Source organism: Rhodococcus sp. F64268 (genome assembly GCF_023015605.1).
GTDB lineage: Bacteria > Actinomycetota > Actinomycetes > Mycobacteriales > Mycobacteriaceae > Rhodococcus.
Genome location: NZ_JALKAI010000010.1, coordinates 136,623 through 157,185, shown reverse-complemented (window position 1 = coordinate 157,185; position 20,563 = coordinate 136,623). Strand labels below are relative to the sequence as shown.

The 20,563-nt window shown below is 66.9% G+C and carries 21 protein-coding genes and 1 pseudogene; 17 read left to right on the top strand and 5 right to left on the bottom strand.

Annotation, left to right across the window (positions count from 1 at the left end; all coding sequences use genetic code 11):
• Positions 1-181: 181 nt before the first annotated feature.
• Positions 182-457 (top strand): annotated as a pseudogene (locus tag MWU77_RS20915) (RNA polymerase sigma factor); the annotation flags it as partial.
• Here MWU77_RS20915 and MWU77_RS20910 read toward each other — a convergent pair.
• On the bottom strand, positions 444-803 hold the full coding sequence (locus tag MWU77_RS20910) for a DUF1622 domain-containing protein (protein ID WP_169690615.1): 360 nt from the start codon (positions 801-803) through the stop codon (positions 444-446). The pseudogene MWU77_RS20915 and the gene MWU77_RS20910 overlap by 14 nt on opposite strands.
• Before the next feature lie 153 nt (positions 804-956).
• Between MWU77_RS20910 and MWU77_RS20905 the strand changes: the two genes are divergently transcribed.
• From MWU77_RS20905 to aroB, 5 genes are all read left to right on the top strand, one after another.
• Positions 957-1,586 carry a prepilin peptidase gene (locus tag MWU77_RS20905; protein WP_247274674.1) on the top strand — a complete coding sequence of 210 codons (630 nt, stop codon included), beginning with the start codon at positions 957-959 and terminating at the stop codon, positions 1,584-1,586.
• A 93-nt stretch (positions 1,587-1,679) separates the two neighbouring features.
• Positions 1,680-2,828 carry a transposase gene (locus MWU77_RS20900; RefSeq protein WP_247274673.1) on the top strand — a complete coding sequence of 383 codons (1,149 nt, stop codon included), beginning with the start codon at positions 1,680-1,682 and terminating at the stop codon, positions 2,826-2,828.
• Between the two features lie 139 nt (positions 2,829-2,967).
• Entirely contained in the window at positions 2,968-4,155 is a 1,188-nt protein-coding gene (gene aroC / locus MWU77_RS20895; protein WP_247274679.1) for a chorismate synthase, read from the top strand.
• A 5-nt stretch (positions 4,156-4,160) separates the two neighbouring features.
• Positions 4,161-4,721: a shikimate kinase gene (locus MWU77_RS20890; RefSeq protein ID WP_169690613.1), complete on the top strand. Its 561-nt coding sequence runs from the start codon at positions 4,161-4,163 to the stop codon at positions 4,719-4,721.
• Positions 4,718-5,827 carry a 3-dehydroquinate synthase gene (aroB, locus tag MWU77_RS20885; RefSeq protein WP_169690612.1) on the top strand — a complete coding sequence of 370 codons (1,110 nt, stop codon included), beginning with the start codon at positions 4,718-4,720 and terminating at the stop codon, positions 5,825-5,827. Before MWU77_RS20890 ends, aroB begins: the two co-directional genes overlap by 4 nt.
• Before the next feature lie 4 nt (positions 5,828-5,831).
• Here aroB and MWU77_RS20880 read toward each other — a convergent pair whose 3' ends face one another.
• The 4 genes from MWU77_RS20880 to MWU77_RS20865 form a co-directional block, all read right to left on the bottom strand.
• Complete coding sequence (locus tag MWU77_RS20880) at positions 5,832-6,422, bottom strand: TIGR03086 family metal-binding protein (protein WP_247274672.1); 591 nt, start codon at positions 6,420-6,422, stop codon at positions 5,832-5,834.
• A 63-nt stretch (positions 6,423-6,485) separates the two neighbouring features.
• Positions 6,486-7,322 (bottom strand): alpha/beta fold hydrolase, encoded by an 837-nt coding sequence (locus MWU77_RS20875; RefSeq protein ID WP_169690610.1) that lies wholly within the window; start codon positions 7,320-7,322, stop codon positions 6,486-6,488.
• Positions 7,319-7,747: a helix-turn-helix domain-containing protein gene (locus MWU77_RS20870; protein WP_247274671.1), complete on the bottom strand. Its 429-nt coding sequence runs from the start codon at positions 7,745-7,747 to the stop codon at positions 7,319-7,321. The genes MWU77_RS20875 and MWU77_RS20870 overlap by 4 nt, the downstream gene beginning before the upstream one ends.
• Positions 7,748-7,824: 77 nt before the next feature.
• Positions 7,825-8,433, bottom strand: a complete 609-nt coding sequence (locus MWU77_RS20865) for a B-4DMT family transporter (RefSeq protein WP_169690608.1) — start codon at positions 8,431-8,433, stop codon at positions 7,825-7,827.
• Positions 8,434-8,525: 92 nt separating this feature from the next.
• Here MWU77_RS20865 and MWU77_RS20860 point away from each other — a divergent pair, with 92 nt between their 5' ends.
• The 11 genes from MWU77_RS20860 (at position 8,526) to mihF (ending at position 20,562) form a co-directional block, all read left to right on the top strand.
• Positions 8,526-9,626 (top strand): Xaa-Pro peptidase family protein, encoded by a 1,101-nt coding sequence (locus MWU77_RS20860; protein WP_247274670.1) that lies wholly within the window; start codon positions 8,526-8,528, stop codon positions 9,624-9,626.
• A gap of 36 nt (positions 9,627-9,662) precedes the next feature.
• Positions 9,663-10,226 (top strand): elongation factor P, encoded by a 564-nt coding sequence (gene efp / locus MWU77_RS20855; protein WP_169690606.1) that lies wholly within the window; start codon positions 9,663-9,665, stop codon positions 10,224-10,226.
• Positions 10,227-10,751 carry a transcription antitermination factor NusB gene (gene nusB, locus MWU77_RS20850; protein ID WP_247274669.1) on the top strand — a complete coding sequence of 175 codons (525 nt, stop codon included), beginning with the start codon at positions 10,227-10,229 and terminating at the stop codon, positions 10,749-10,751.
• 216 nt (positions 10,752-10,967) lie between these two features.
• Entirely contained in the window at positions 10,968-11,585 is a 618-nt protein-coding gene (gene pyrR / locus MWU77_RS20845) for a bifunctional pyr operon transcriptional regulator/uracil phosphoribosyltransferase PyrR (RefSeq protein ID WP_169690604.1), read from the top strand.
• A complete protein-coding gene (locus MWU77_RS20840; RefSeq protein ID WP_247274668.1) occupies positions 11,582-12,523 on the top strand; it encodes an aspartate carbamoyltransferase catalytic subunit in 942 nt (313 codons plus the stop codon). Before pyrR ends, MWU77_RS20840 begins: the two co-directional genes overlap by 4 nt.
• The gene (locus MWU77_RS20835; protein WP_247274667.1) at positions 12,520-13,875 is read left to right on the top strand and encodes a dihydroorotase; all 1,356 of its coding nucleotides are present in this window, start codon (positions 12,520-12,522) and stop codon (positions 13,873-13,875) included. Before MWU77_RS20840 ends, MWU77_RS20835 begins: the two co-directional genes overlap by 4 nt.
• Positions 13,875-14,366 (top strand): transporter, encoded by a 492-nt coding sequence (locus MWU77_RS20830; protein WP_247274666.1) that lies wholly within the window; start codon positions 13,875-13,877, stop codon positions 14,364-14,366. The genes MWU77_RS20835 and MWU77_RS20830 overlap by 1 nt, the downstream gene beginning before the upstream one ends.
• Positions 14,367-14,480: 114 nt before the next feature.
• Entirely contained in the window at positions 14,481-15,665 is a 1,185-nt protein-coding gene (carA, locus tag MWU77_RS20825; protein WP_247274665.1) for a glutamine-hydrolyzing carbamoyl-phosphate synthase small subunit, read from the top strand.
• Positions 15,665-19,003 (top strand): carbamoyl-phosphate synthase large subunit, encoded by a 3,339-nt coding sequence (gene carB / locus MWU77_RS20820; protein ID WP_247274664.1) that lies wholly within the window; start codon positions 15,665-15,667, stop codon positions 19,001-19,003. The genes carA and carB overlap by 1 nt, the downstream gene beginning before the upstream one ends.
• Positions 19,000-19,842, top strand: a complete 843-nt coding sequence (pyrF, locus tag MWU77_RS20815; RefSeq protein WP_308198839.1) for an orotidine-5'-phosphate decarboxylase — start codon at positions 19,000-19,002, stop codon at positions 19,840-19,842. The genes carB and pyrF overlap by 4 nt, the downstream gene beginning before the upstream one ends.
• 399 nt (positions 19,843-20,241) lie before the next feature.
• Positions 20,242-20,562: an integration host factor, actinobacterial type gene (mihF, locus tag MWU77_RS20810; RefSeq protein ID WP_054720859.1), complete on the top strand. Its 321-nt coding sequence runs from the start codon at positions 20,242-20,244 to the stop codon at positions 20,560-20,562.
• The last annotated feature ends 1 nt before the right edge of the window (position 20,563 follow it).

Below are 20,563 nucleotides of genomic sequence, written 5' to 3'. Positions count from 1 at the left end.
AACGCTGCTGTGAATGTGATGCTCGCCGCCGGGCTGGTGGAGAGGGTAAATGCCTGTGGAGGGAGCGTAAGACGTGTGCTTGCATGCGCGGACCCGGTGAAGCAGGAACCCGCCGAACAGACCTCACCACCTGGTGAGGCTGCGTAGGAATCCTCCGTGTTCACGCGGAGGAGGAAGTCAAGATCAGCTGTACTCGGTCGCGCCCACGCCCGTCGTCGCGCTGCACCGCGCGGTTGCGGTGGCAGAGGTCGACGGCCCGGCAGTCGCCTTGGAGATCGTCGACACACTCGCACTCGACCGCTACCACGTGGCCCACGCCGTGCGCGCCGATCTGCTGCGACGCCTCGGCCGCAGGACGGAGGCTGCGGCCGAGTACACCCTCGCGGCCGAACAGACCGGAAACGACGTCGAACGACAGTTCCTGCTGCGCCGCCGCGACGATCTCAGCTCGCCGTGACGGCGGGCTTCTCCTTCTGCCATGGCCACCGGCCTTCGATCTCGAGCTGGAGCGACCAGCTGAGGAATGTCCTGATGAGGACGATGATCGCGAGCACCCCGACCGACGTGAACGTGGGAGTGACCGCGACGGTCTTGATGATGTCGGCCGCGACCAGGAACTCGAGTCCGAGCAGGATGGAGCGCCCGAGATTTCGTCGATAGGGTTCGTATATCTTCGCGCCGTTCCTGCGCCGCCACGAATCCAACGCAATCCAGGTGGACACTGTCGCGCCGAGAACGATGCACGCGACACCGACGACATCGATCGCGGATCCCACGTGCTCGAGAAGTTCTGCCACCTGCATCAGTGAAACTCCCTCCCAGCCGGGAAAACCGGAACGACCGACCCGCTCATGCTTGCATGTCGAGTTGTCCACAGGAGGTGCATCGATCCACAGATTCGACGATTCCGCGACCGGTGGCACCTACGGTCGGCGTGAACGGCCCATGCTGCGAGTGTGTTCACCGCAGTCGTGATGCCCGTAGTGATGATGGCGCTGCTCGGAGCGATGGTAGGCGTGTGCGTGCGGAAGCTCACGGCGCGACTGTCCGGAGCCGAGCCGTGGCGCGGCGCATGCGAGATCGCGTGCGCCACCGGCGGCGCCCTCGCCACCGCGGCGACGTGGCCCGCAGCAGCTGCCCTCGCATTGTTGATGTGGTGGTGCGTGAGCTGCAGTGGGGTCGATCTGCTGGTGCGACGGCTTCCCAATGTGCTCACCCTCGGTGGGGGACTGGCGGTCGTGGCGATCGGGGTGTGCGCGGGGCACGGCCGCGCGGCCGCGGTCGGCGCTGCGCTCTTGACCGGGGTGATGCTCACCGCGCATCTTCTCTCCCCGCGTTCCCTGGGCGCCGGCGATGTCAAACTCGCGATCGGACTGGGCGGCGCCGCGGGTGTCGCCGGCGCGCAGGCTTTGACAATCACGCTGCTGCTCCCCCCGCTGCTGACCGCCGTTGCCGGAGTGCTCGTGCTGCTGTGGCGACGAATCGAGCGGCCTTCGTCGGGCGGGCGGCCTTTCACGTCGACGGTGCTGCCGCATGGTCCGTCGATGTGTGTCGCGACGGTGCTCGCAGTACTGTCCGCCGGTTGACCACACTGTCTTCGGCGCAAGCCCGGTCGTTCGCCGGCGGGATAGCCGATCTCTCGAACGGTGTGTGTCGGTGGTCGCTTGTACGGTGCGGGCGTGCAACTCAGATACCAGTACCGCGTCTATCCGACGCCCGGCCAGCAGGACATGCTGGCCCGGTCGTTTGGATGCGCGCGGGTGGTGTTCAACGATGCGTTGCGCGCCCGGCAGGAGGCGTATGCGGCCGGGGTGAAAATCTCGGACACCGACGTGCAGAAACAGGTGGTCACCGAGGCGAAGAAGACCCCGCAGCGGGCGTGGCTGGCCGAGGTCGCGTCGGTGGTGTTGGTGCAGGCATGTCAGGACGCGCGGCGCGCGTACCGGAACTGGTTCGACTCACTGTCCGGTAAGCGGAAGGGCCGCAAGATCGGGGCGCCGCGCTTCCGGTCCCGCAAGGACAACCGGCAGACGATCCGACTCACCCGCAACGGGTTCAGTATCCGGGACAACCGGAAGCTGTATATCGCGAAGGTCGGCGAGGTGAAGGTGGCATGGTCACGGGAGTTGCCGTCGGAGCCGTCGAGTGTGTCGATCATCAAGGATGCGGCAGGCCGCTATTTTGCGTCGTTCGTGGTGGAGACCACCGACGAGCCGCTGCCGGAGTGCGACACCGAGGTGGGGATCGACCTCGGGCTCGCCGCGTTCGCGGTGCTCTCGGATGGGAAGGTCATCGAGTCCCCGAGGTTCTTCCGACGCGCCGAACGCAGACTCCGCAGGGCGCAGCAGAGTCTGTCTCGCAAGGAGAAGGGCAGCAAGAACAGTGCCAAAGCCCGCATCCGGGTGGCCAAGGCCCACGCCGAGGTGTCCGATGCCCGCAGAGATTGGGCGCACAAACACTCCACGGCGATCGTCCGCGAAAATCAAGCGGTGTTCGTCGAGGATCTGTGCGTGAAGGGTGTGGCGCGGACGCGGTTGGCGAAGTCGGTGCACGATGCCGGGTGGGGCATGTTCACCCGCATGCTGGAGGAGAAGGCAGCCCGGTATGGGCGGGTGTTCGTGAAGGTGGACCGCTGGTTTCCGTCGTCGCAGCTGTGCTCGGCGTGCGGGCGGGTCGACGGACCGAAGCCGTTGTCGGTGAGGGTGTGGACCTGTCAGGGGTGTGGCGTGGTCCACGATCGCGATGTCAATGCAGCACGAAACATCCTCGCCGCTGGACGGGCGGAGAGGCGAAACGCCTGCGGAGAGACGGTAAGTCTTCCTGCTTAGTGGGGAGCGTGGCTCGATGAAACAGGAACCCACCCAGGTGGCGTGTAGCGCTGCGGTAGGAATCCCGGTTGTTCTCGGCCGGGAGGACGTCAACAGGGTGGCGTCACAACTCACCCGGGGACCATGGAAGGATGGATGCGTGCTGCGCTGGATAACTGCCGGAGAATCCCATGGTCCCGCCCTCGTTGCGATGCTCGAGGGCATGGTTGCTGGTGTCGAGGTGACGTCGAACGACATCTCGGAGCAGCTCGCTCGGCGACGTCTCGGTTACGGACGCGGCGCGCGCATGAAGTTCGAGGCCGACAAGGTCACCATCATCGGAGGTGTCCGGCACGGGCGCACACTCGGCGGCCCCGTCGCCGTCGAGATCGGCAACACCGAGTGGCCCAAGTGGGAAACCATCATGGCTGCCGACCCGGTCGACCCGGACCTGCTCGCAGGGCAGGCCCGCAATGCACCGCTGACCCGTCCCCGCCCGGGTCACGCCGACTACTCGGGCATGCTCAAATACGGCTTCGACGACGCCCGCCCGGTGCTCGAACGCGCGAGCGCGCGCGAGACCGCTGCCCGCGTCGCTGCCGGAACTGTGGCCCGCAACTTCCTGCGCCAGGTGTTCGGCGCCGAGGTCGTCTCTCATGTCATCTCCATCGGTGCCTCCGATCCGTACGTCGGCCCGGGGCCGTCGGGTGCAGACCTCGACGCGATCGACGCGAGCCCCGTTCGCGCCTTCGACAAGGCGGCCGAAGAGTCGATGATCAGCGAGATCGAAGCCGCCAAGCGCGACGGTGACACCCTCGGCGGTGTGGTCGAGGTCGTGGTCCACGGGCTGCCGGTGGGCCTCGGGTCGTTCGTCAGTGGCGCCGAGCGTCTCGACTCCCGCCTCGCCGCTGCACTGATGGGTATCCAGGCCATCAAGGGCGTGGAGGTCGGCGACGGCTTCGAAACCGCGCGTCGCCGCGGCAGCGCCGCCCACGACGAGATGGTGCCGGGCCCGGACGGAGTGATTCGGTCGACCAACCGCGCCGGTGGGTTGGAAGGCGGCATGACCAACGGTGAGGCACTGCGCGTGCGCGCGGCGATGAAGCCGATCTCGACGGTGCCGCGTGCCCTGTCCACGATCGATATGAGCACCGGTGAGGAAGCCGTCGCGATCCATCAGCGCTCCGATGTGTGTGCTGTGCCCGCTGCGGGTGTGGTGGCCGAAGCGATGGTCGCCCTCGTGGTCGCGCAGGCCGCGCTCGAGAAGTTCGGTGGCGATTCGCTGGCCGAGACCGTGAGCAACGTCGACCATTACTTGAAGGGGATCGCGGCGCGTCCGCCGCGGTGAGAGCCATGGTGCCGCGTGCAGTCCTGATCGGACCCCCGGGGGCCGGGAAATCCACCATCGGGCGACGGGTCGCCCAGGCGCTCGATGTGCCGCTGCTCGACACTGATGTCGAAATCGAGCGTGTCACGGGACGGACGATTCCGGAGATCTTCGCCGAGGACGGAGAACCGGAGTTCCGCCGGATAGAGGAGCAGGTCGTCGCAGCGGCTCTTGCCTCGCACGACGGGGTGGTGTCACTCGGTGGTGGGGCGATTCTGTCGGATCGGACCCGTGAGCTGCTGGCGGGACACACGGTGGTCTACCTCGAACTCAGCGTCGCGGAAGGCTTGCGTCGGACCGGGACGAACACCACCCGGCCTCTGCTCAACGGCGGGGATCCTGCGCAGAAGTACCGCGATCTGATGCGGAGGCGGCGGCCACTCTACCGGAAGTCGGCGACGATCCGGGTGCGCACCGACGGCCGGAGCCCAGGTCGCGTCGTCCAGCAGGTGCTCGCCAAACTCGATTCGGTGCAAGAGAACTCGAACAACATGACCAGCGAAGAGAATCGGAGCAGCACACCGTGACCGAACCGGTACGCATCGACGTCGAAACCTCCCAGCCTTACCCGGTTGTCATCGGACGTGGACTGCTCGGCGATGTCGTCGAGACCCTGGCCGGTACTCGCACTGTCGCGATCTTCCACCAGCCGACCTTGGCAGCTACCGCGGAAGCGGTGCGGGAAGCGCTGGCGGAGACCGGCATCGACGCGCATCGCATCGAGATTCCGGATGCCGAGGACGGCAAGGAACTTGCCGTTGCCGGTTTCTGCTGGGAGGTGCTCGGAAAAATCGGCCTCACTCGTTCGGATGCGATCGTCGGCCTCGGTGGTGGCGCCGCCACCGACCTCGCGGGGTTCGTGGCTGCAACCTGGATGCGCGGTGTGAGGGTTTACCACATTCCGACGACGCTGCTCGCCATGGTCGATGCCGCCGTGGGCGGTAAGACCGGCATCAACACCGAGGCGGGCAAGAATCTCGTGGGATCGTTCCACGAGCCGTCGGCGGTGTTCGTCGACCTCGCGACCCTCGAGACGGTACCGCGCAATGAGATAATCGCGGGGCTGGCCGAGGTCATCAAGACCGGATTCATCGCAGATCCGGTGATCCTCGAATTGATCGAGGAGAATCCGGAGGCCGCGCTCGACCCGGCCGGGTCCGTCCTGCCCGAGTTGATTCGACGGTCGGTCGAGGTCAAAGCGAAGGTCGTGGCGGCGGATCTCAAGGAATCGAGCCTGCGCGAGATTCTCAACTATGGCCACACACTCGGTCACGCCATCGAGCGACGCGAGCGGTACAAGTGGCGTCACGGCGCGGCGGTGTCGGTCGGTCTGGTGTTCGCCGCGGAGTTGGGCAGGCTCGCGGGGCGTCTCGACGACGCTACCGCCGACCGGCACCGCGTAATCCTCGAATCGGTGGGTCTGCCCACGACGTATGCGTCGGATGCGTTCGGTGATCTGCTTGCGGGCATGCAGACCGACAAGAAGAACCGCGCTGGCCTGCTGCGGTTCGTGGTGCTCGACGGACTTGCGAAGCCAGGTCGGCTCGAGGGTCCGGATCCGTCACTGCTGGCGGCTGCCTATTCCGAGGTGGCTCGGCAGGGCACGGCGGACGCAGGCACAGTTCTGCTGTAGTTCGTCAGCTGCCGTCAGGCGACCAGGCCGGGTCGCGGCCGGTCAGTGCGATCAATCGATCGAGATCCGAGGCGCGATCCGCAACAGGTACCGCGGGACCGAACAGGCCACCGGCGTCGCGCTGCTCGTCGGTGATCGACTCGGCGAACACTGTGCACGCGGCGATCTCGAATGGTGTGCACGCGTACGACCGGCCGGTAGCGACGGCGAGATCCCAGCCGTGTACGACGAGTTCGTCGAGCGCGACGAGTCCCGCGATGTGGCCGGGTAGATCGAGGCCGCCGGCTCGGGTGGGGCCCGACCACGCGGCCGGGTCCCGCCACGCCCGCCGGAGTGCGTCGAGACGCTCGCGACCGAGTGCCTGCCAATCGGTGGGGAGTGCGTCCGTGCCAGGCGACGGCGTGCTGTCGGCGAAGCCGAGATCCTTGCGGGCGGCGGCCTCGAATGCGAGTGACAGCCCCAGTACGTGGCCGACGAGAACCCGGACCGGCATGCCGTCGCAGGGAGTCGGCCGATCCAGGTGAGCGTCGTCGATGTTCTCGAGGACATCGGCCATCCGGTCGGCGGCGGGGGACAGGTCGAGCATTTCGGGCATGGTTCCTCCTCGGCCAGTGGTTCTGGCTGTACTGACCACGGGCGAGCGCGAAACTGAGCGCGGTCAGGGCTCTCGCAGGAATTCGAGAACCGTGTCGGTCTGGCCGAGAATCGCGTGTCCGACGCCGGACAGGACGTGTACACGTGCGGTGGGCAGGGCGCGTTCGAGTCGTGTCGCGGTGTCGGCGGAGTCGAACATGAGGTCGCGGTCGCCGACCACGGCGAGCACCGGTACACCGATGCCGGCCAGCGCAGCGTCGTCGAAAACCGGGAGTCGCTCGGTGCGGGGCCGGAAGGTCGCGAAGGTAGCGAGGATCTCGTCGACGACGGGATCGTTCGGGTCGAGGCCGGTCATCCGCGCCGCGGACCGGCGTCGACCCCATCGGCCGAACAGACCCAGCGCCGCGGTCAGCGCGACTCGTCCGGTGGTTTGCCGTCCGACTCCGCCCGGGCACAGCAGTGCCAGCCGGGTGACCCGCTCCGGTCGGCGGAGGGTGTAGTCGAGCGCGCTCCACCCGCCGAGTGACATTCCTACCAGCGCGGTCGCGGCGAGGCCGAGTCCGTCGAGGACATCGTCGAGCCACTGGGAGACGTCTTCGGTGTCGAGGCGGGGGCGGGACGGGGCACTCAGGCCGGGCTCGCCGACCATGTCGACCGCGAACACACGGAAACTCCTGGACCAGGACGCGATATCTTCCCGCCATGTCGACGAATTCGCACCGGATCCGTGCAACAACAGCACGGGTGGTGCATCGAGGTGACCGGATGCGAGGGCGAAGGTTTCGCCTTGGCGCGTGTCGAGGAGCAGGTGCTCGGCGGGTACGGGCCACGTGCTGAGGTGTTCGCGGTAGCGCTGCACGATCCGGCGTCCACCCGCCTCGGATCGGTAGATGGTGCTCACGAGTCGAGCACCGCCTCGACGGATTCGAGCAGGCGTGCGGTGTCGGCGAGGCCGCCGAGAACGACGACCTTCATGCGCCCGCGCTGTTCGTCGTAGACCGTGTCGAGGCGCAATGCCGGGCTGTCGTCGCGCTGGGCCACCGATGCTGTGAGAAGGGTGCTGAGGCGATAGGCGGTGTGGGGGTCGACGGCGTCGATCTCGACGATGCTCGACACCTCACTGTGCCGCTCGGGCGGGGTGCTGTCGCGGAGCGGTGGTGGCACGGGTCGTCCGGTGAACGCTTCGAGATCTTCGTGGGCGATCCGGTACTGCTTGCCGATGCGTACCGCGGGGAGTTTCCCATCACGCACGTAGGTGCGGACGGTGCGGACGTGCAGCCCCAGGCGCTCGGCGACCTGGTCCACCGAATAGAGAACTTCAGACATGAAACAACCCTATCGTTACCTATCTTCATGTATCAATAGGGAACGATAGGGTTGTTTGAGTAAATCAGGTGCTCGAGTCAGGCGTCGCGGTTGCGGGTTGTCGGATCGACCGCCGGGAACACCTCTGTCGGTGCCTCCTCATTGCGCCAGGCTTCCGTCGCGGCGGTGTCGCGGGTCGAATCTGCGGTGGAAGCGCCCTGTGCGGCCATCGCGTGCTCGCGTTCCGGACGGTTCGAATGATCGGCCCAGTCCTCGTCGCCGGGCTTGTCGTGCCGGACCAGGTACCGCCCGACTCCGACCGCGACCATCGCCGGAAGGAACACCAGCAGCACGGTGAACGCGGCACCGGAAGTCAGTTCGAAGAACAGCGACTTCACTCCCACCGGAATTGCGGTGACGGTGTCGACCAGCCAGGTGACGAAGCCGCCGACCAGGCCGGTGACCGCGCCTGCGGCGAGCCACCGCATCGTCAGGTCGTCGCCGTCGTCCGGGTCCGGGTGGGCGCGACGGTCGCGAATGCCGTCGAGACCGGCCCATGCCACCGCCGCAAGAATGACCACGACCAGCCCGGCCCACCGCAGGACCGAGCCCTGCAGGGGCCACTGGATCAGTGCGGCACCGAGCAGGACACGCACGACGACGTGGACCACGGCGAGCCCGAGCCCGCGAAGTAACCAGGATTTCATGTACCCGAGAGTAACGCCTGCCACAGCGGAAGTGTGTCAGGGCCCACATTCCCTCTGCGCGGTAGGTTGAACTGCGCGGTACGTTGAACACCATGCCCGCTGATCATGCTTCCCGCCGCGCGGCCCTGCGCGGACTCCTGGCCGAACGTGGCCTCGACGCCATGCTGGTCACCGATCTGCTCAATATCCGGTATCTGACCGGATTCACCGGATCCAACGCAGCCCTGCTCGTGTCGACCGATGAGGACGCCGACGAGTCTCGCACCCTGATCTGCACCGACGGACGCTACCTGTCTCAGGTGGCCGAGCAGGTCCCCGATCTGCGCGCCGAGATCGCCCGCGCGTCGGCAGTCCACCTGGTGAGTGCCGCAGGGCGGGGACCGAACCGGTCCTGGGGTTTCGAAAGTCATATCGTGACCGTCGACGACCGTGCCGAATGGGATGGCCTCGACGCTGCCGTCTCGTTCGTTGCCGCACCCCGCCTCGTCGAGCAACTGCGCATGATCAAGGACGAACACGAGATCGACCTGCTCCGGCAGGCGTGCGGTGCCGCGGATCGGGCGCTTGCCGATCTGATCGACGCTGGGGGCTTGCGGCCCGGCCGCACCGAGAAGGAGGTCGCGCGCGACCTCGAATGGCGCATGTTCGAGCACGGAGCCGACGGCATCTCATTCGAGACGATCGTCGCGGCCGGTGCCAATTCTGCGGTACCGCACCATCGCCCGGCCAGTGCGGTCCTCGCATCCGGAGACTTCGTCAAATTCGACTTCGGCGCGCAGGTGGGCGGGTATCACTCCGACATGACCCGCACCTACATCCTCGACCGTGCCGCCGACTGGCAGCGGGATGTCTACGACGTGGTCCTGCGGGCCCAACGCGCAGGTCGCGAAGCTCTCGCACCGGGTATCGAGTGCGCTGCTGTGGACGCGGCGGCCCGCTCGGTCATCGCCGAGGCCGGCCACGCGGAATTGTTCCTGCACGGTCTCGGGCACGGTGTCGGCCTCGAGATCCACGAAGCGCCGGGAATCGGTGCCGCCGCGACCGGTACACTTGTCGCCGGTGCGGCGGTGACCGTCGAGCCGGGTGTGTACTTCCCGGGGCGCGGAGGCGTGCGGATCGAGGACACGCTCGTGGTGCGCGAGCAGTCTCCGGAGCTGTTGACGCTCACCGCCAAGACATTGACCGTCGTGTAAGGGCGGTCCCCCCCGACTCTAGGAGACGCGAAATAAGTGGCTGACACCAGTGATTTCAAGAACGGTCTCGTTCTGAAGATCGAAGGCCAGCTCTGGCAGATCATCGAGTTCCAGCACGTCAAGCCGGGCAAGGGCCCGGCGTTCGTGCGCACGAAGCTCAAGAATGTGACGTCGGGCAAGACTGTCGACAAGACGTGGAACGCCGGTGTCAAGGTCGAGACCGCCACGGTCGACCGCCGCGACATGACCTACCTGTACAACGATGGCACCGACTACGTCTTCATGGACGGCGAGACCTACGACCAGATCTCGATCACGCCCGAACTGCTCGGCGATGCCGCGAAGTTCCTGCTCGAGAACATGCCGGTCCAGGTGGCGACACACGAGGATATTCCGCTGTTCGTCGAGCTTCCCGTCACGATCGAGCTCGTCGTGAAGCACACCGACCCCGGTCTGCAGGGTGACCGCTCCACCGGCGGCACCAAGCCCGCGACTCTCGAGACCGGCGCCGAGATCCAGGTCCCGCTGTTCATCAACACCGGTGACAAGCTCAAGGTCGACTCCCGCGACGGGAACTACCTGGGACGAGTGAACTCCTGAGTGTCCGGTACCCAGAAGAAGCTCGGGGCTCGTCACAAGGCGCGTAAACGCGCCGTCGACCTCTTGTTCGAGGCGGAAGCCCGCGACACGCATCCCGTCGACCTCGCGGCCGACCGGGTCGCGCTCGCAGTCCGCGACGACCAGGTTGCACCGGTGCCGCCTTATGCACAGACAATCATTCGCGGGGTCGCGGAGCACCTCGACGAGATCGACCGCACGATCGCCGACCATCTGCACGAGTGGACTCTCGACCGTCTGCCTGCCGTGGACCGCGCGATCCTGCGATTGTCGGTCTGGGAGTTGTTCCATACCACGGATGTGCCGCCGGTGGTCGCTGTCGACGAGGCCGTCGAGCTGGCCAAGCAGCTCTCGACCGACGACTCGCCGGCGTTCATCAACGGTGTGCTCGGTCAGATCGTGACGCTCGCCGACCAGGTGCGTGCGGCGGCTGCGGCCACCTCGGTCCGTCCGGCCACCGAGAAATCGGGCTCCGGCGGCGACGCGGCAGGCGCCGACCGGTCCTGACAGGCCTCCTCAGCTGTTCCGTGTGAGCGGGTTCGTCAGGTCTCCTGGCGGGCCCGCTCACACGTTTCGTATGTGTCGGCGGCCGACGTTGCTGCAGTGGCTGTGTTGAGCTTCACCCGTGAACGAGGCCGGGTGCTGTCGGGCCGCTGATAGGCTCATTGACCGTCAGGCATCCTTTAACGACCCGTCCAGTGAGGCGGAGAAGGAGGTCGCTGCATGGCCATGTCCGAGGACAGGTCCACAGCTGCACCCGAGTCGACACCCGACGTGTCCGCGCAGGCCCGCGAACTGTTGTCCGCCGCTGATGTCGGCCGGACCATCGCGCGCATCGCGCATCAGATCATCGAGAAGACCGCACTGGATGCCTCCGACGACCGCGCACCCCGCGTCGTCCTGCTCGGGATCCCGACCCGGGGCATCACACTGGCACACCGCCTCGCAGACCGAATCGAAGAATTCTCCGGTGTGCGTGTCCCCGTGGGATCACTCGACATCACCCTCTACCGCGACGACCTGCGCACCAAGCCGCACCGTCCCCTCGAACGCACTTCGGTGCCCGAAGGCGGCGTCGACCACACTCTCGTCGTCCTCGTCGACGACGTGCTCTTCTCCGGACGTTCGGTGCGTGCTGCCCTCGATGCGTTGCGCGACCTCGGCCGGCCCGACGCCGTGCAGCTGGCCGTGCTCGTCGACCGCGGGCATCGTGAACTGCCGCTGCGCGCCGACTACGTCGGGAAGAATGTCCCGACCGCGCGCACCGAAGACGTCCGCGTGCTGCTCGACGAACAGGACGGCCGCGATGCCGTGGAAATCTCGGGAGGCAAGACCTCGTGAAGCATCTGCTTTCCATCGCGGACCTGTCCCGGGACTCCGCGACCGAGCTTCTCGACGACGCCGAACGCTTCGAACAGGCACTGCTCGGCCGTGAGGTCCGCAAACTGCCGACGCTGCGGGGCCGCACCGTCATGACCGTGTTCTTCGAGAATTCCACCCGTACGCGCGTCTCCTTCGAAGTCGCCGGAAAATGGATGAGCGCGGACGTGATCAACGTGTCCGCATCGAGTTCGTCGGTGGCAAAGGGAGAGTCGCTGCGCGACACCGCCTTGACACTGCACGCTGCCGGTGCGGACGCCCTGATCGTCCGGCATCCCGCATCCGGTGCCGCGCACCGCATCGCGGAGTGGACCAACGAATCCGGATCGGGCCCGGCAGTGATCAATGCCGGCGACGGCACCCACGAACACCCCACCCAGGCGCTGCTCGACGCTCTGACGATCCGCCAGCGGCTCGGCTCGGTCGAGGGCCGCCGCATCGCGATCGTCGGCGACGTCCTGCACAGCCGCGTTGCCCGATCGAATGCGCTGCTGTTGAGCATGCTCGGTGCGGAGGTCGTGCTCGTCGCCCCGCGCACGCTGCTGCCGGTCGGGGTCGAAACGTGGCCGGTGACCGTCGCGGACTCGCTCGACGCCGAACTGCCGGCACTCGACGCGGTCATGATGCTGCGGGTGCAGGCCGAACGCATGAACGGTGGGTTCTTCCCGTCCGCGCGTGAGTACTCGATCCGCTACGGACTCAACGCCCGGCGTGCCGCGATGCTGCCCGAGCACGCCGTGGTGCTGCATCCAGGCCCCATGCTGCGCGGCATGGAGATCGGATTCCCGGTCGCCGATGCACCGCAGACCGCCGTCCTCCAGCAGGTCACCAACGGTGTGCACGTCCGTATGGCGGTGCTCTTCCGGCTGCTCGTCGGCGCGGAAGGGGAGCTGTCATGACCCATCCTTCAGGAACAGGAGATACCCCGGTGACGCCGCAGGTGCTCATCCGCAACGTCCGGCTCTATGGCGAAGGGGATCCGGTCGACGTCCTGCTCGGTGACGAACTGATCCTCGAGATCGGCACCACCGTCGAAGCGCCCGCCGACGCGACCGTCCTCGACGGAACCGGACAGATCTTGCTGCCCGGGTTCGTGGATCTGCACACACACTTGCGCGAACCCGGTCGAGAGGACACCGAGACGATCGAGACGGGCTCGGCCGCAGCCGCGCTCGGCGGTTACACCGCTGTATTCGCCATGGCCAATACCGACCCGGTCGCCGACTCGGTGGTCATCACCGATCACGTGTGGCGCCGCGGCCAGGAATGCGGCCTCGTCGACGTGCACCCGGTCGGGGCCGTGACCGTGGGACTCGAGGGCAAGCAGCTCGCCGAGATGGGGACCATGGCCGCGGGCATCGGCCAGGTCAAGATGTTCTCCGACGACGGCAAATGCGTCTACGACCCGCTGATCATGCGGCGTGCACTCGAATACTCGGGCTCGCTCGGTGTGCTCATCGCGCAGCACGCAGAAGAGCCGCGCCTGACGGTCGGCGCGGTCGCCCACGAAGGACCTACCGCCGCGCGACTCGGCCTGGCAGGCTGGCCGCGCGCCGCAGAGGAATCGATCGTCGCGCGCGACGCGCTGCTCGCCCGCGACGCCGGGGCGCGCGTGCACATCTGCCACGCTTCCACGGCGGGCACGGTCGCACTCGTCGAATGGGCTCGCGGGCAGGGTATCTCGATCAGCGCCGAGGTCACCCCCCACCACCTGCTGCTCGACGACTCGAGGCTCGAGACCTACGACGCAGTGAACAAGGTCAACCCGCCGCTGCGTGAACGCTCCGATGTGGAAGCGCTCCGTCGCGGTCTGGCTGCAGGAATCATCGACTGTGTGGCCACCGATCATGCCCCGCACGCCGAACAGGACAAGTGCTGTGAGTTCTCCGAGGCACGCCCGGGCATGCTGGGGCTGGAGACGGCCCTGTCGATCGTGATCGAGACGATGGTGCGCCCGGGCCTTCTCGACTGGCGCGGTGTCGCGAAGGTGATGAGCGAACGACCCGCGCAGATCGTCGGTCTCGACGATCAGGGCCGTCCGCTCGAAGTCGGTGAACCTGCCAACGTGGTACTCGTCGACCCTGACACCGAGTGGACTGTCAGCGGGCCCGATCTGGCGAGCATCTCGCACAACACTCCGTACGAAGCGATGACGTTGCCGGGCAAGGTCACGGCCACTGTGCTGCGCGGGCGCATCACTGCCCGTGACGGTGCGGTGTTCCCGCGTCACGGCAGCGAAGGAGTGCTGTGATGGACCGCATTCTGCTGACTCTGGGTTTCGCTGCACTGTGGGTGGTGCTGGTCCTGCTCATGTGGAAGGGCTGGCGTGGTCGGGCCCGACGACAGGCCGACGTCGTCGGTGAGCTGCCCACGCTGCCCGACGATCTCGGCAGCGAACTGATCGCTCCGAGCACCGGTCTGTACGTCGGCAGCACTCTCGCCCCGAGTTGGCAGGACCGCATCGCGGTCGGTGACCTCGGGCACCGAGCAGAGTCGGAACTGAGCCGTCACACCGAAGGCATCCTGTTGCGGCGTAGCGGTGAGACGCCCATCTGGATTCCGCAGGGCTCGATCCGCGCCATCCGAACCGAACGGGGACTGGCGGGGAAGGTGATGACCAAGGACGGCGTCCTGGTGATCCGCTGGGAGTTGCCCTCGGGCACCGAGATCGACACCGGATTCCGCGGCGATGACAAGTCGGTGTATCCGGCCTGGACCCGCGAAGAGAACGAAAATTCATAGGACTGTGACGATCACAACGACGATGACGATCACGACGACGATGACGATCACGACACGCGAGAATTCAGCCCATGCGGCCGGCTCTGGTGAGGTCGAACAGAACGGAGACAACGCATGAGCGGCAGAACATTCGGTGGTGGCACCGCAGTGTTGGTTCTCGAGGACGGACGCGTATTCCGCGGCGTCCCTTTCGGCGCCGTCGGCCAGACCCTCGGTGAGGCCGTCTTCAGCACCGGCATGACCGGATACCAGGAGACTCTGACCGACCCCAGTTATCACCGCCAGATCGTGGTGGCCACCGCGCCGCAGATCGGCAATACCGGCTGGAACCAGGAAGACAACGAGTCGGTCGGCCCGACCGGAGATTCCGCCGAGTCGAAGATCTGGGTGGCGGGATTCGTGGTCCGCGACCCGTCCCGCCGTACGTCGAGCTGGCGTGCCACCGGCTCGCTCCAGGACGAACTCGAGCGACAGCACGTCGTCGGACTCGCGGGGATCGACACCCGCGCACTCGTCCGGCACCTACGCACTCGCGGTTCGATGCGCGCCGGCGTGTTCTCCGGTGATGCGCTCGTGTGGAAGGGCGACGACCTCGACATCGACACCCTTGTCGACCGCGTGAAGAGTCAGCCGTCGATGCTCGGCGCCGATCTCGCCGGGGAAGTGAGCACCACCAGCGGGTACGTCGTCGAACCCACCGGCGGTGAACCGCGCTTCACTGTTGCGGCGATCGACCTCGGCATCAAGACCAACACGCCGCGCATGTTCGCGCAGCGCGGTATCCGCGTCCACGTGCTTCCGTCCACCGCGACGCTCCACGACATCCTCGACCTGAAGGCCGACGGCGTGTTCCTGTCGAACGGGCCCGGCGACCCGGCCACCGCCGACGGGGCGGTCCACCTGACCAAGGAGGTACTCGGACAGGGGTTGCCGCTGTTCGGTATCTGCTTCGGCAATCAGATCCTCGGTCGCGCGCTGGGGCTGAGCACCTACAAGATGAAGTTCGGCCACCGCGGCATCAACATCCCGGTCGTCGAGCACGAGACCGGTCGTATCGCGATCACCGCACAGAATCACGGGTTCGCGCTCGAGGGAGAAGCCGGCCAAGAGTTCGATACCCCGTTCGGTCGTGCGGTGGTCAGCCACACGTGCGCCAACGACGGTGCCGTCGAGGGTGTCAAGCTCGCCGATGGTTCCGCGTTCTCCGTTCAGTACCACCCGGAAGCGGCTGCCGGACCGCATGACGCCGCCTACCTGTTCGACCGTTTCACCCGCATGCTCGAGGGAGAGAAGAACTGATGCCACGCCGTACCGATCTCTCCCATGTCCTGGTGATCGGCTCAGGTCCGATCGTCATCGGTCAGGCTTGTGAGTTCGACTATTCGGGCACCCAGGCCTGCCGGGTGCTGCGCGAGGAAGGCCTGAGGGTCTCGCTCGTCAACTCGAACCCCGCGACGATCATGACCGACCCGGAATTCGCCGACTCGACCTACATCGAGCCGATCACCGCCGAATTCGTCGAGAAGGTCTTCGCGACCGAGGCGGCGAACGGCACCCCCATCGACGCGGTGCTCGCGACACTCGGCGGACAGACCGCGCTGAACACCGCGGTCGCGTTGTCCGAGCAAGGAATTCTCGACAAGTACGGCGTCGAACTCATCGGTGCCGACTTCGACGCCATCCAGCGCGGCGAGGACCGGCAGAAGTTCAAGGACATCGTCGCCAAGTGCGGTGGCGAATCCGCCCGGTCGGCAGTCTGTTACACGATGGACGAGGTACGTGCGACCGTCGCCGACCTCGGGTACCCCGTCGTGGTCCGGCCGTCGTTCACCATGGGCGGCCTCGGCTCCGGCATGGCCTACGACGAAGCCGACCTCGAACGTATCGCCGGCGGTGGTCTCGCTGCGTCACCGACCGCGAACGTCCTGATCGAGGAGTCCATCCTCGGCTGGAAGGAGTACGAACTCGAGTTGATGCGCGACGGGCGCGACAACGTCGTCATCGTCTGCTCGATCGAGAACGTCGACCCGGTCGGTGTGCACACCGGTGACTCGGTGACCGTCGCCCCCGCGATGACGCTGACCGACCGCGAATACCAGGCGATGCGCGACCTGTCGATCGCGATCCTGCGCGAAGTCGGTGTCGATACCGGCGGCTGCAACATCCAGTTCGCGATGGACCCGCGGGACGGGCGCCTGGTCGTCATCGAGATGAACCCGCGCGTGTCACGCTCCTCGGCGCTCGCCTCGAAGGCGACCGGCTATCCGATTGCGAAGATGGCTGCCAAGCTCGCGATCGGCTACACGCTCGACGAGATCGTCAACGACATCACCAAGGAAACCCCGGCCTGCTTCGAGCCGACGCTCGACTACGTCGTGGTCAAGGCGCCGCGGTTCGCGTTCGAGAAATTCCCGGGTGCCGACGGCACCCTCACCACCACGATGAAGTCGGTGGGAGAGGCGATGTCCATCGGCCGCAACTTCACCGAGGCCTTCGGCAAGGTATTGCGCTCGCTCGAAACCAAGCGCGCCGGGTTCTGGACCGGCCCCGAGGTCGAGGGCACCCTCGACGAGTTGCTCGAGGCGATCAAGACCCCCACCGACGGGCGGCTCTACCAGATCGCGCGAGCGCTCGATCTGGGCGCGACCGTCGAGCAACTGTTCGATGCCACCGCAATCGACCCCTGGTTCCTGGATCAGTTCCAGCAGATCTCCGAGCTGGGTGAGCACGTGCGTTCGGCCGAAGAGTTCGGCGCGACCGAGCTGCGATTTGCGAAGCACCACGGGTTCTCCGACCGGCAGATCGCGGAGCTGCGTCCCGCGCAGTTCCGGTCGGAGGACGACGTGCGGGCGCTGCGCGGAGAGCTCGGCATCCACCCCGTGTACAAGACCGTCGACACCTGTGCTGCGGAGTTCGAGGCGAAGACCCCGTACCATTACTCGACCTACGAGCTGGACCCCGCGGCGGAGACCGAAGTCGCCCCCCAGCCGGACAGGCCGAAGGTTTTGATCCTCGGCTCCGGTCCGAACCGCATCGGCCAGGGCATCGAGTTCGACTACTCGTGTGTGCACGCGGCGATGACCCTGTCGGAGGCCGGGTACGAGACCGTCATGGTCAACTGCAACCCGGAGACCGTCTCCACCGACTACGACACGGCCGATCGTCTGTACTTCGAGCCGCTGACCTTCGAAGACGTGCTCGAGGTGTATCGCGCCGAATGTGAATCCGGCACGGTCGAGGGCGTGATCGTGCAGCTCGGCGGCCAGACACCGCTGGGACTGGCGCGCCGCCTGAAGGATGCGGGCGTCCCGATCGTCGGCACCAGCCCGGAGGCCATCGACCTCGCGGAGGACCGCGGCGAATTCGGTCGTGTGCTGGACGAGGCGGACCTGCCCGCCGCGAAGTACGGAACCGCCACCACGTTCGACGGCGCACGCGAGATCGCCGCCGGAATCGGATATCCCGTGCTGGTGCGCCCGTCGTACGTCCTCGGCGGACGCGGCATGGAGATCGTCTACGACGAGAAATCACTCGCCACCTACATCGAGAACGCCACCGAGATCTCCGACGATCGGCCTGTGCTGGTCGACCGGTTCCTCGACGACGCGATCGAGATCGATGTCGACGCGCTGTGCGACGGGACCGAGGTGTACATCGGCGGCATCATGGAGCACATCGAGGAGGCCGGCATCCACTCCGGCGACTCGGCGTGCGCGCTGCCTCCGATCACTCTCGGCCGCGCCGACATCGACAACGTCCGCCGCTCGACGGCAGCGCTCGCGAAGGGCATCGGGGTCAAGGGTCTGCTCAACGTGCAGTACGCCCTCAAGGACGACATCCTCTATGTCCTCGAGGCGAACCCCCGCGCGAGCCGCACGGTGCCGTTCGTGTCGAAGGCGACCGCGGTACAGCTCGCCAAGGCGTGTGCACGGGTGATGCTCGGTGAGACCATCGCTGAACTGCGCGCATCGGGCATCCTGCCCGCAACCGGCGACGGCAGCGACACCCGGCTCGACACCCCGGTCGCGGTCAAGGAAGCGGTGCTGCCCTTCAATCGGTTCCGCCGGGCCGATGGCACCGGCGTCGACACCCTCCTCAGCCCCGAGATGAAGTCGACGGGCGAGGTCATGGGCATCGACGACGACTTCGGCACCGCGTTCGCCAAGAGCCAGGCCGGCGCATACGGTCCGCTGCCGACTTCCGGAGTGGTGTTCGTCTCGCTCGCCAACAAGGACAAGCGGTCGATGATCTTCCCGGTGAAGAGGCTCGCGGACCTCGGGTTCCATGTGATGGCCACCGTCGGTACCGCGGAAGTGTTGCGTCGCAACGGCATCCCGTGCGAGCAGGTGTACAAGGTGTCGGGGGAGGAACGACCCGAGGGCGCGCTGGACATCGTCGACCGCATCCGGGCCGGCGACGTCGACATGGTGATCAACACCCCGTGGGGCAACTCCGGTCCGCGCGTCGACGGATATGAGATCCGCAGTGCGGCGGTCGCGGCCAACATTCCGTGTGTCACGACCGTGCAGGGCGCGTCGGCCGCGATCCAGGGCATCGAGGCAGCTCTGCGCGGGGACATCGGGGTCGCGTCGATCCAGCGTCTGCAGGCGCGGCTGCGCGACAGCGCAGCACAGTGACCGAGCACGCAGCAGGCACGCCGTTCGGGAAGCGGCTCGCCTCGGCAATGGCCGAGCGTGGGCCGCTGTGCGTGGGCATCGATCCGCATCCGCAATTGCTCACCGAATGGGGCCTGACCGTCGATGTCTCAGGACTCGAGGCGTTCAGCGAACTGTGCGTCGAGGCGTTCGGCTCGGTTGCGCTGGTGAAGCCGCAGGTGGCGTTCTTCGAGGCCTTCGGGTCGGCGGGAATCGCTGTCCTCGAACGCACCCTCGAGGCACTGCGGAGTTCGGGCACCCTGGTGCTCGCCGACGCCAAACGCGGCGACATCGGCTCGACCATGGACGCGTACGCACGCACCTGGCTCGCCGAGGGCTCTGAGCTGCGCTCCGACGCGGTGACCGTATCGCCCTACCTGGGCTTCGGCGCGCTCGCTCCGGCCCTGGAGCTCGCTGCACAGACCCAGCGCGGGGTGTTCGTGCTCGCCGCGACCTCCAACCCGGAGGGCGCCCAGGTGCAACGAGCCCGGGTGGACGACGGCCGGACCGTCGCGCAGGTGATGGTCGACGAGGCCGCCCGACGCAACGCCGGCGCCGACACTCTCGGGTCCGTGGGTGTGGTGGTCGGAGCGACCCTGACCGATGCTCCGGACCTGAGTGCGCTGCACGGACCGATTCTGATGCCCGGAGTCGGCGCGCAGGGAGGGACCGCCGACGACGTGCGTCGTCTCGCCGGTGATGCGCTCGGGTGGGTGGTGCCGAACGTCTCACGTGAAGTGTTGCGAGCGGGGCCGTCCGTCGCGGCGTTGCGTGACGCGGTGGCGCGCACCGTCGACGGGTTCGCGTTCCTCCGGGCCTGAGCGCCGGGCCGGCCCGCGGGCCGAACATGCACGGTGCACGCCTTTTCGCAGCTCTGTGCCCTGCGCGACACGCGCAGGGCACAGATTTTTTTCGTCCGGTGCTTCGAGGTACCCGCGCTCGATTCACGGCGACCTGGTGCGCGTGCTGCCGGGACCGGGTGAACGCCGTTGCAGATGCCTCTCACCTGCGGTTCTTCGTCGACAGGGGAGAGGACGGCCGTTCCGGCGGCGCGGCGACCTGCGAGTTCCGCGCTGCGGGATTCGCGTGCATTACCGCACGGATTTTCGAGTGGAACGGCGGGGGTCGGGTTCGCAATCGTCGGCGCGCGTGAGTACGGTCGCTATCGCCGCTGGTTACAGCGGTCGAAGACTGTTTTCCAACGATGAGACGGAGGAACCGTGGCCCTTCCCCAGCTGACTGACGAGCAGCGCGCCGCTGCTCTGGAGAAGGCGGCTGCTGCCCGTCGTGCCCGGGCAGAGCTCAAGGAGCGCCTGAAGCGTGGCGGCACCGACCTCAAGCAGGTGCTCGCTGACGCCGAGAACGACGAGATCCTCGGCAAGATGAAGGTGTCTGCCCTGCTCGAGGCACTGCCGAAGGTCGGCAAGGTCAAGGCGCAGGAGATCATGACCGAACTGGAGATCGCTCCGACCCGCCGTCTGCGCGGACTCGGTGATCGCCAGCGCAAGGCACTGCTTGCCAGGTTCGATTTCGAAGCCTGAG

What these genes read in the sequence shown, in the direction of transcription:
- MWU77_RS20835 (WP_247274667.1), top strand. Translation starts at nt 12,520, where the DNA reads ATGACCCATCCTTCAGGAACAGGAGATACCCCGGTGACGCCGCAGGTG.
- pyrR (WP_169690604.1), top strand. Translation starts at nt 10,968, where the DNA reads ATGGCCATGTCCGAGGACAGGTCCACAGCTGCACCCGAGTCGACACCC.
- MWU77_RS20880 (WP_247274672.1), bottom strand. Translation starts at nt 6,422, where the DNA reads ATGCCCGAAATGCTCGACCTGTCCCCCGCCGCCGACCGGATGGCCGAT.
- MWU77_RS20910 (WP_169690615.1), bottom strand. Translation starts at nt 803, where the DNA reads ATGCAGGTGGCAGAACTTCTCGAGCACGTGGGATCCGCGATCGATGTC.
- MWU77_RS20830 (WP_247274666.1), top strand. Translation starts at nt 13,875, where the DNA reads ATGGACCGCATTCTGCTGACTCTGGGTTTCGCTGCACTGTGGGTGGTG.
- MWU77_RS20870 (WP_247274671.1), bottom strand. Translation starts at nt 7,747, where the DNA reads ATGTCTGAAGTTCTCTATTCGGTGGACCAGGTCGCCGAGCGCCTGGGG.
- MWU77_RS20860 (WP_247274670.1), top strand. Translation starts at nt 8,526, where the DNA reads ATGCCCGCTGATCATGCTTCCCGCCGCGCGGCCCTGCGCGGACTCCTG.
- MWU77_RS20865 (WP_169690608.1), bottom strand. Translation starts at nt 8,433, where the DNA reads ATGAAATCCTGGTTACTTCGCGGGCTCGGGCTCGCCGTGGTCCACGTC.
- MWU77_RS20890 (WP_169690613.1), top strand. Translation starts at nt 4,161, where the DNA reads ATGGTGCCGCGTGCAGTCCTGATCGGACCCCCGGGGGCCGGGAAATCC.
- carA (WP_247274665.1), top strand. Translation starts at nt 14,481, where the DNA reads ATGAGCGGCAGAACATTCGGTGGTGGCACCGCAGTGTTGGTTCTCGAG.
- carB (WP_247274664.1), top strand. Translation starts at nt 15,665, where the DNA reads ATGCCACGCCGTACCGATCTCTCCCATGTCCTGGTGATCGGCTCAGGT.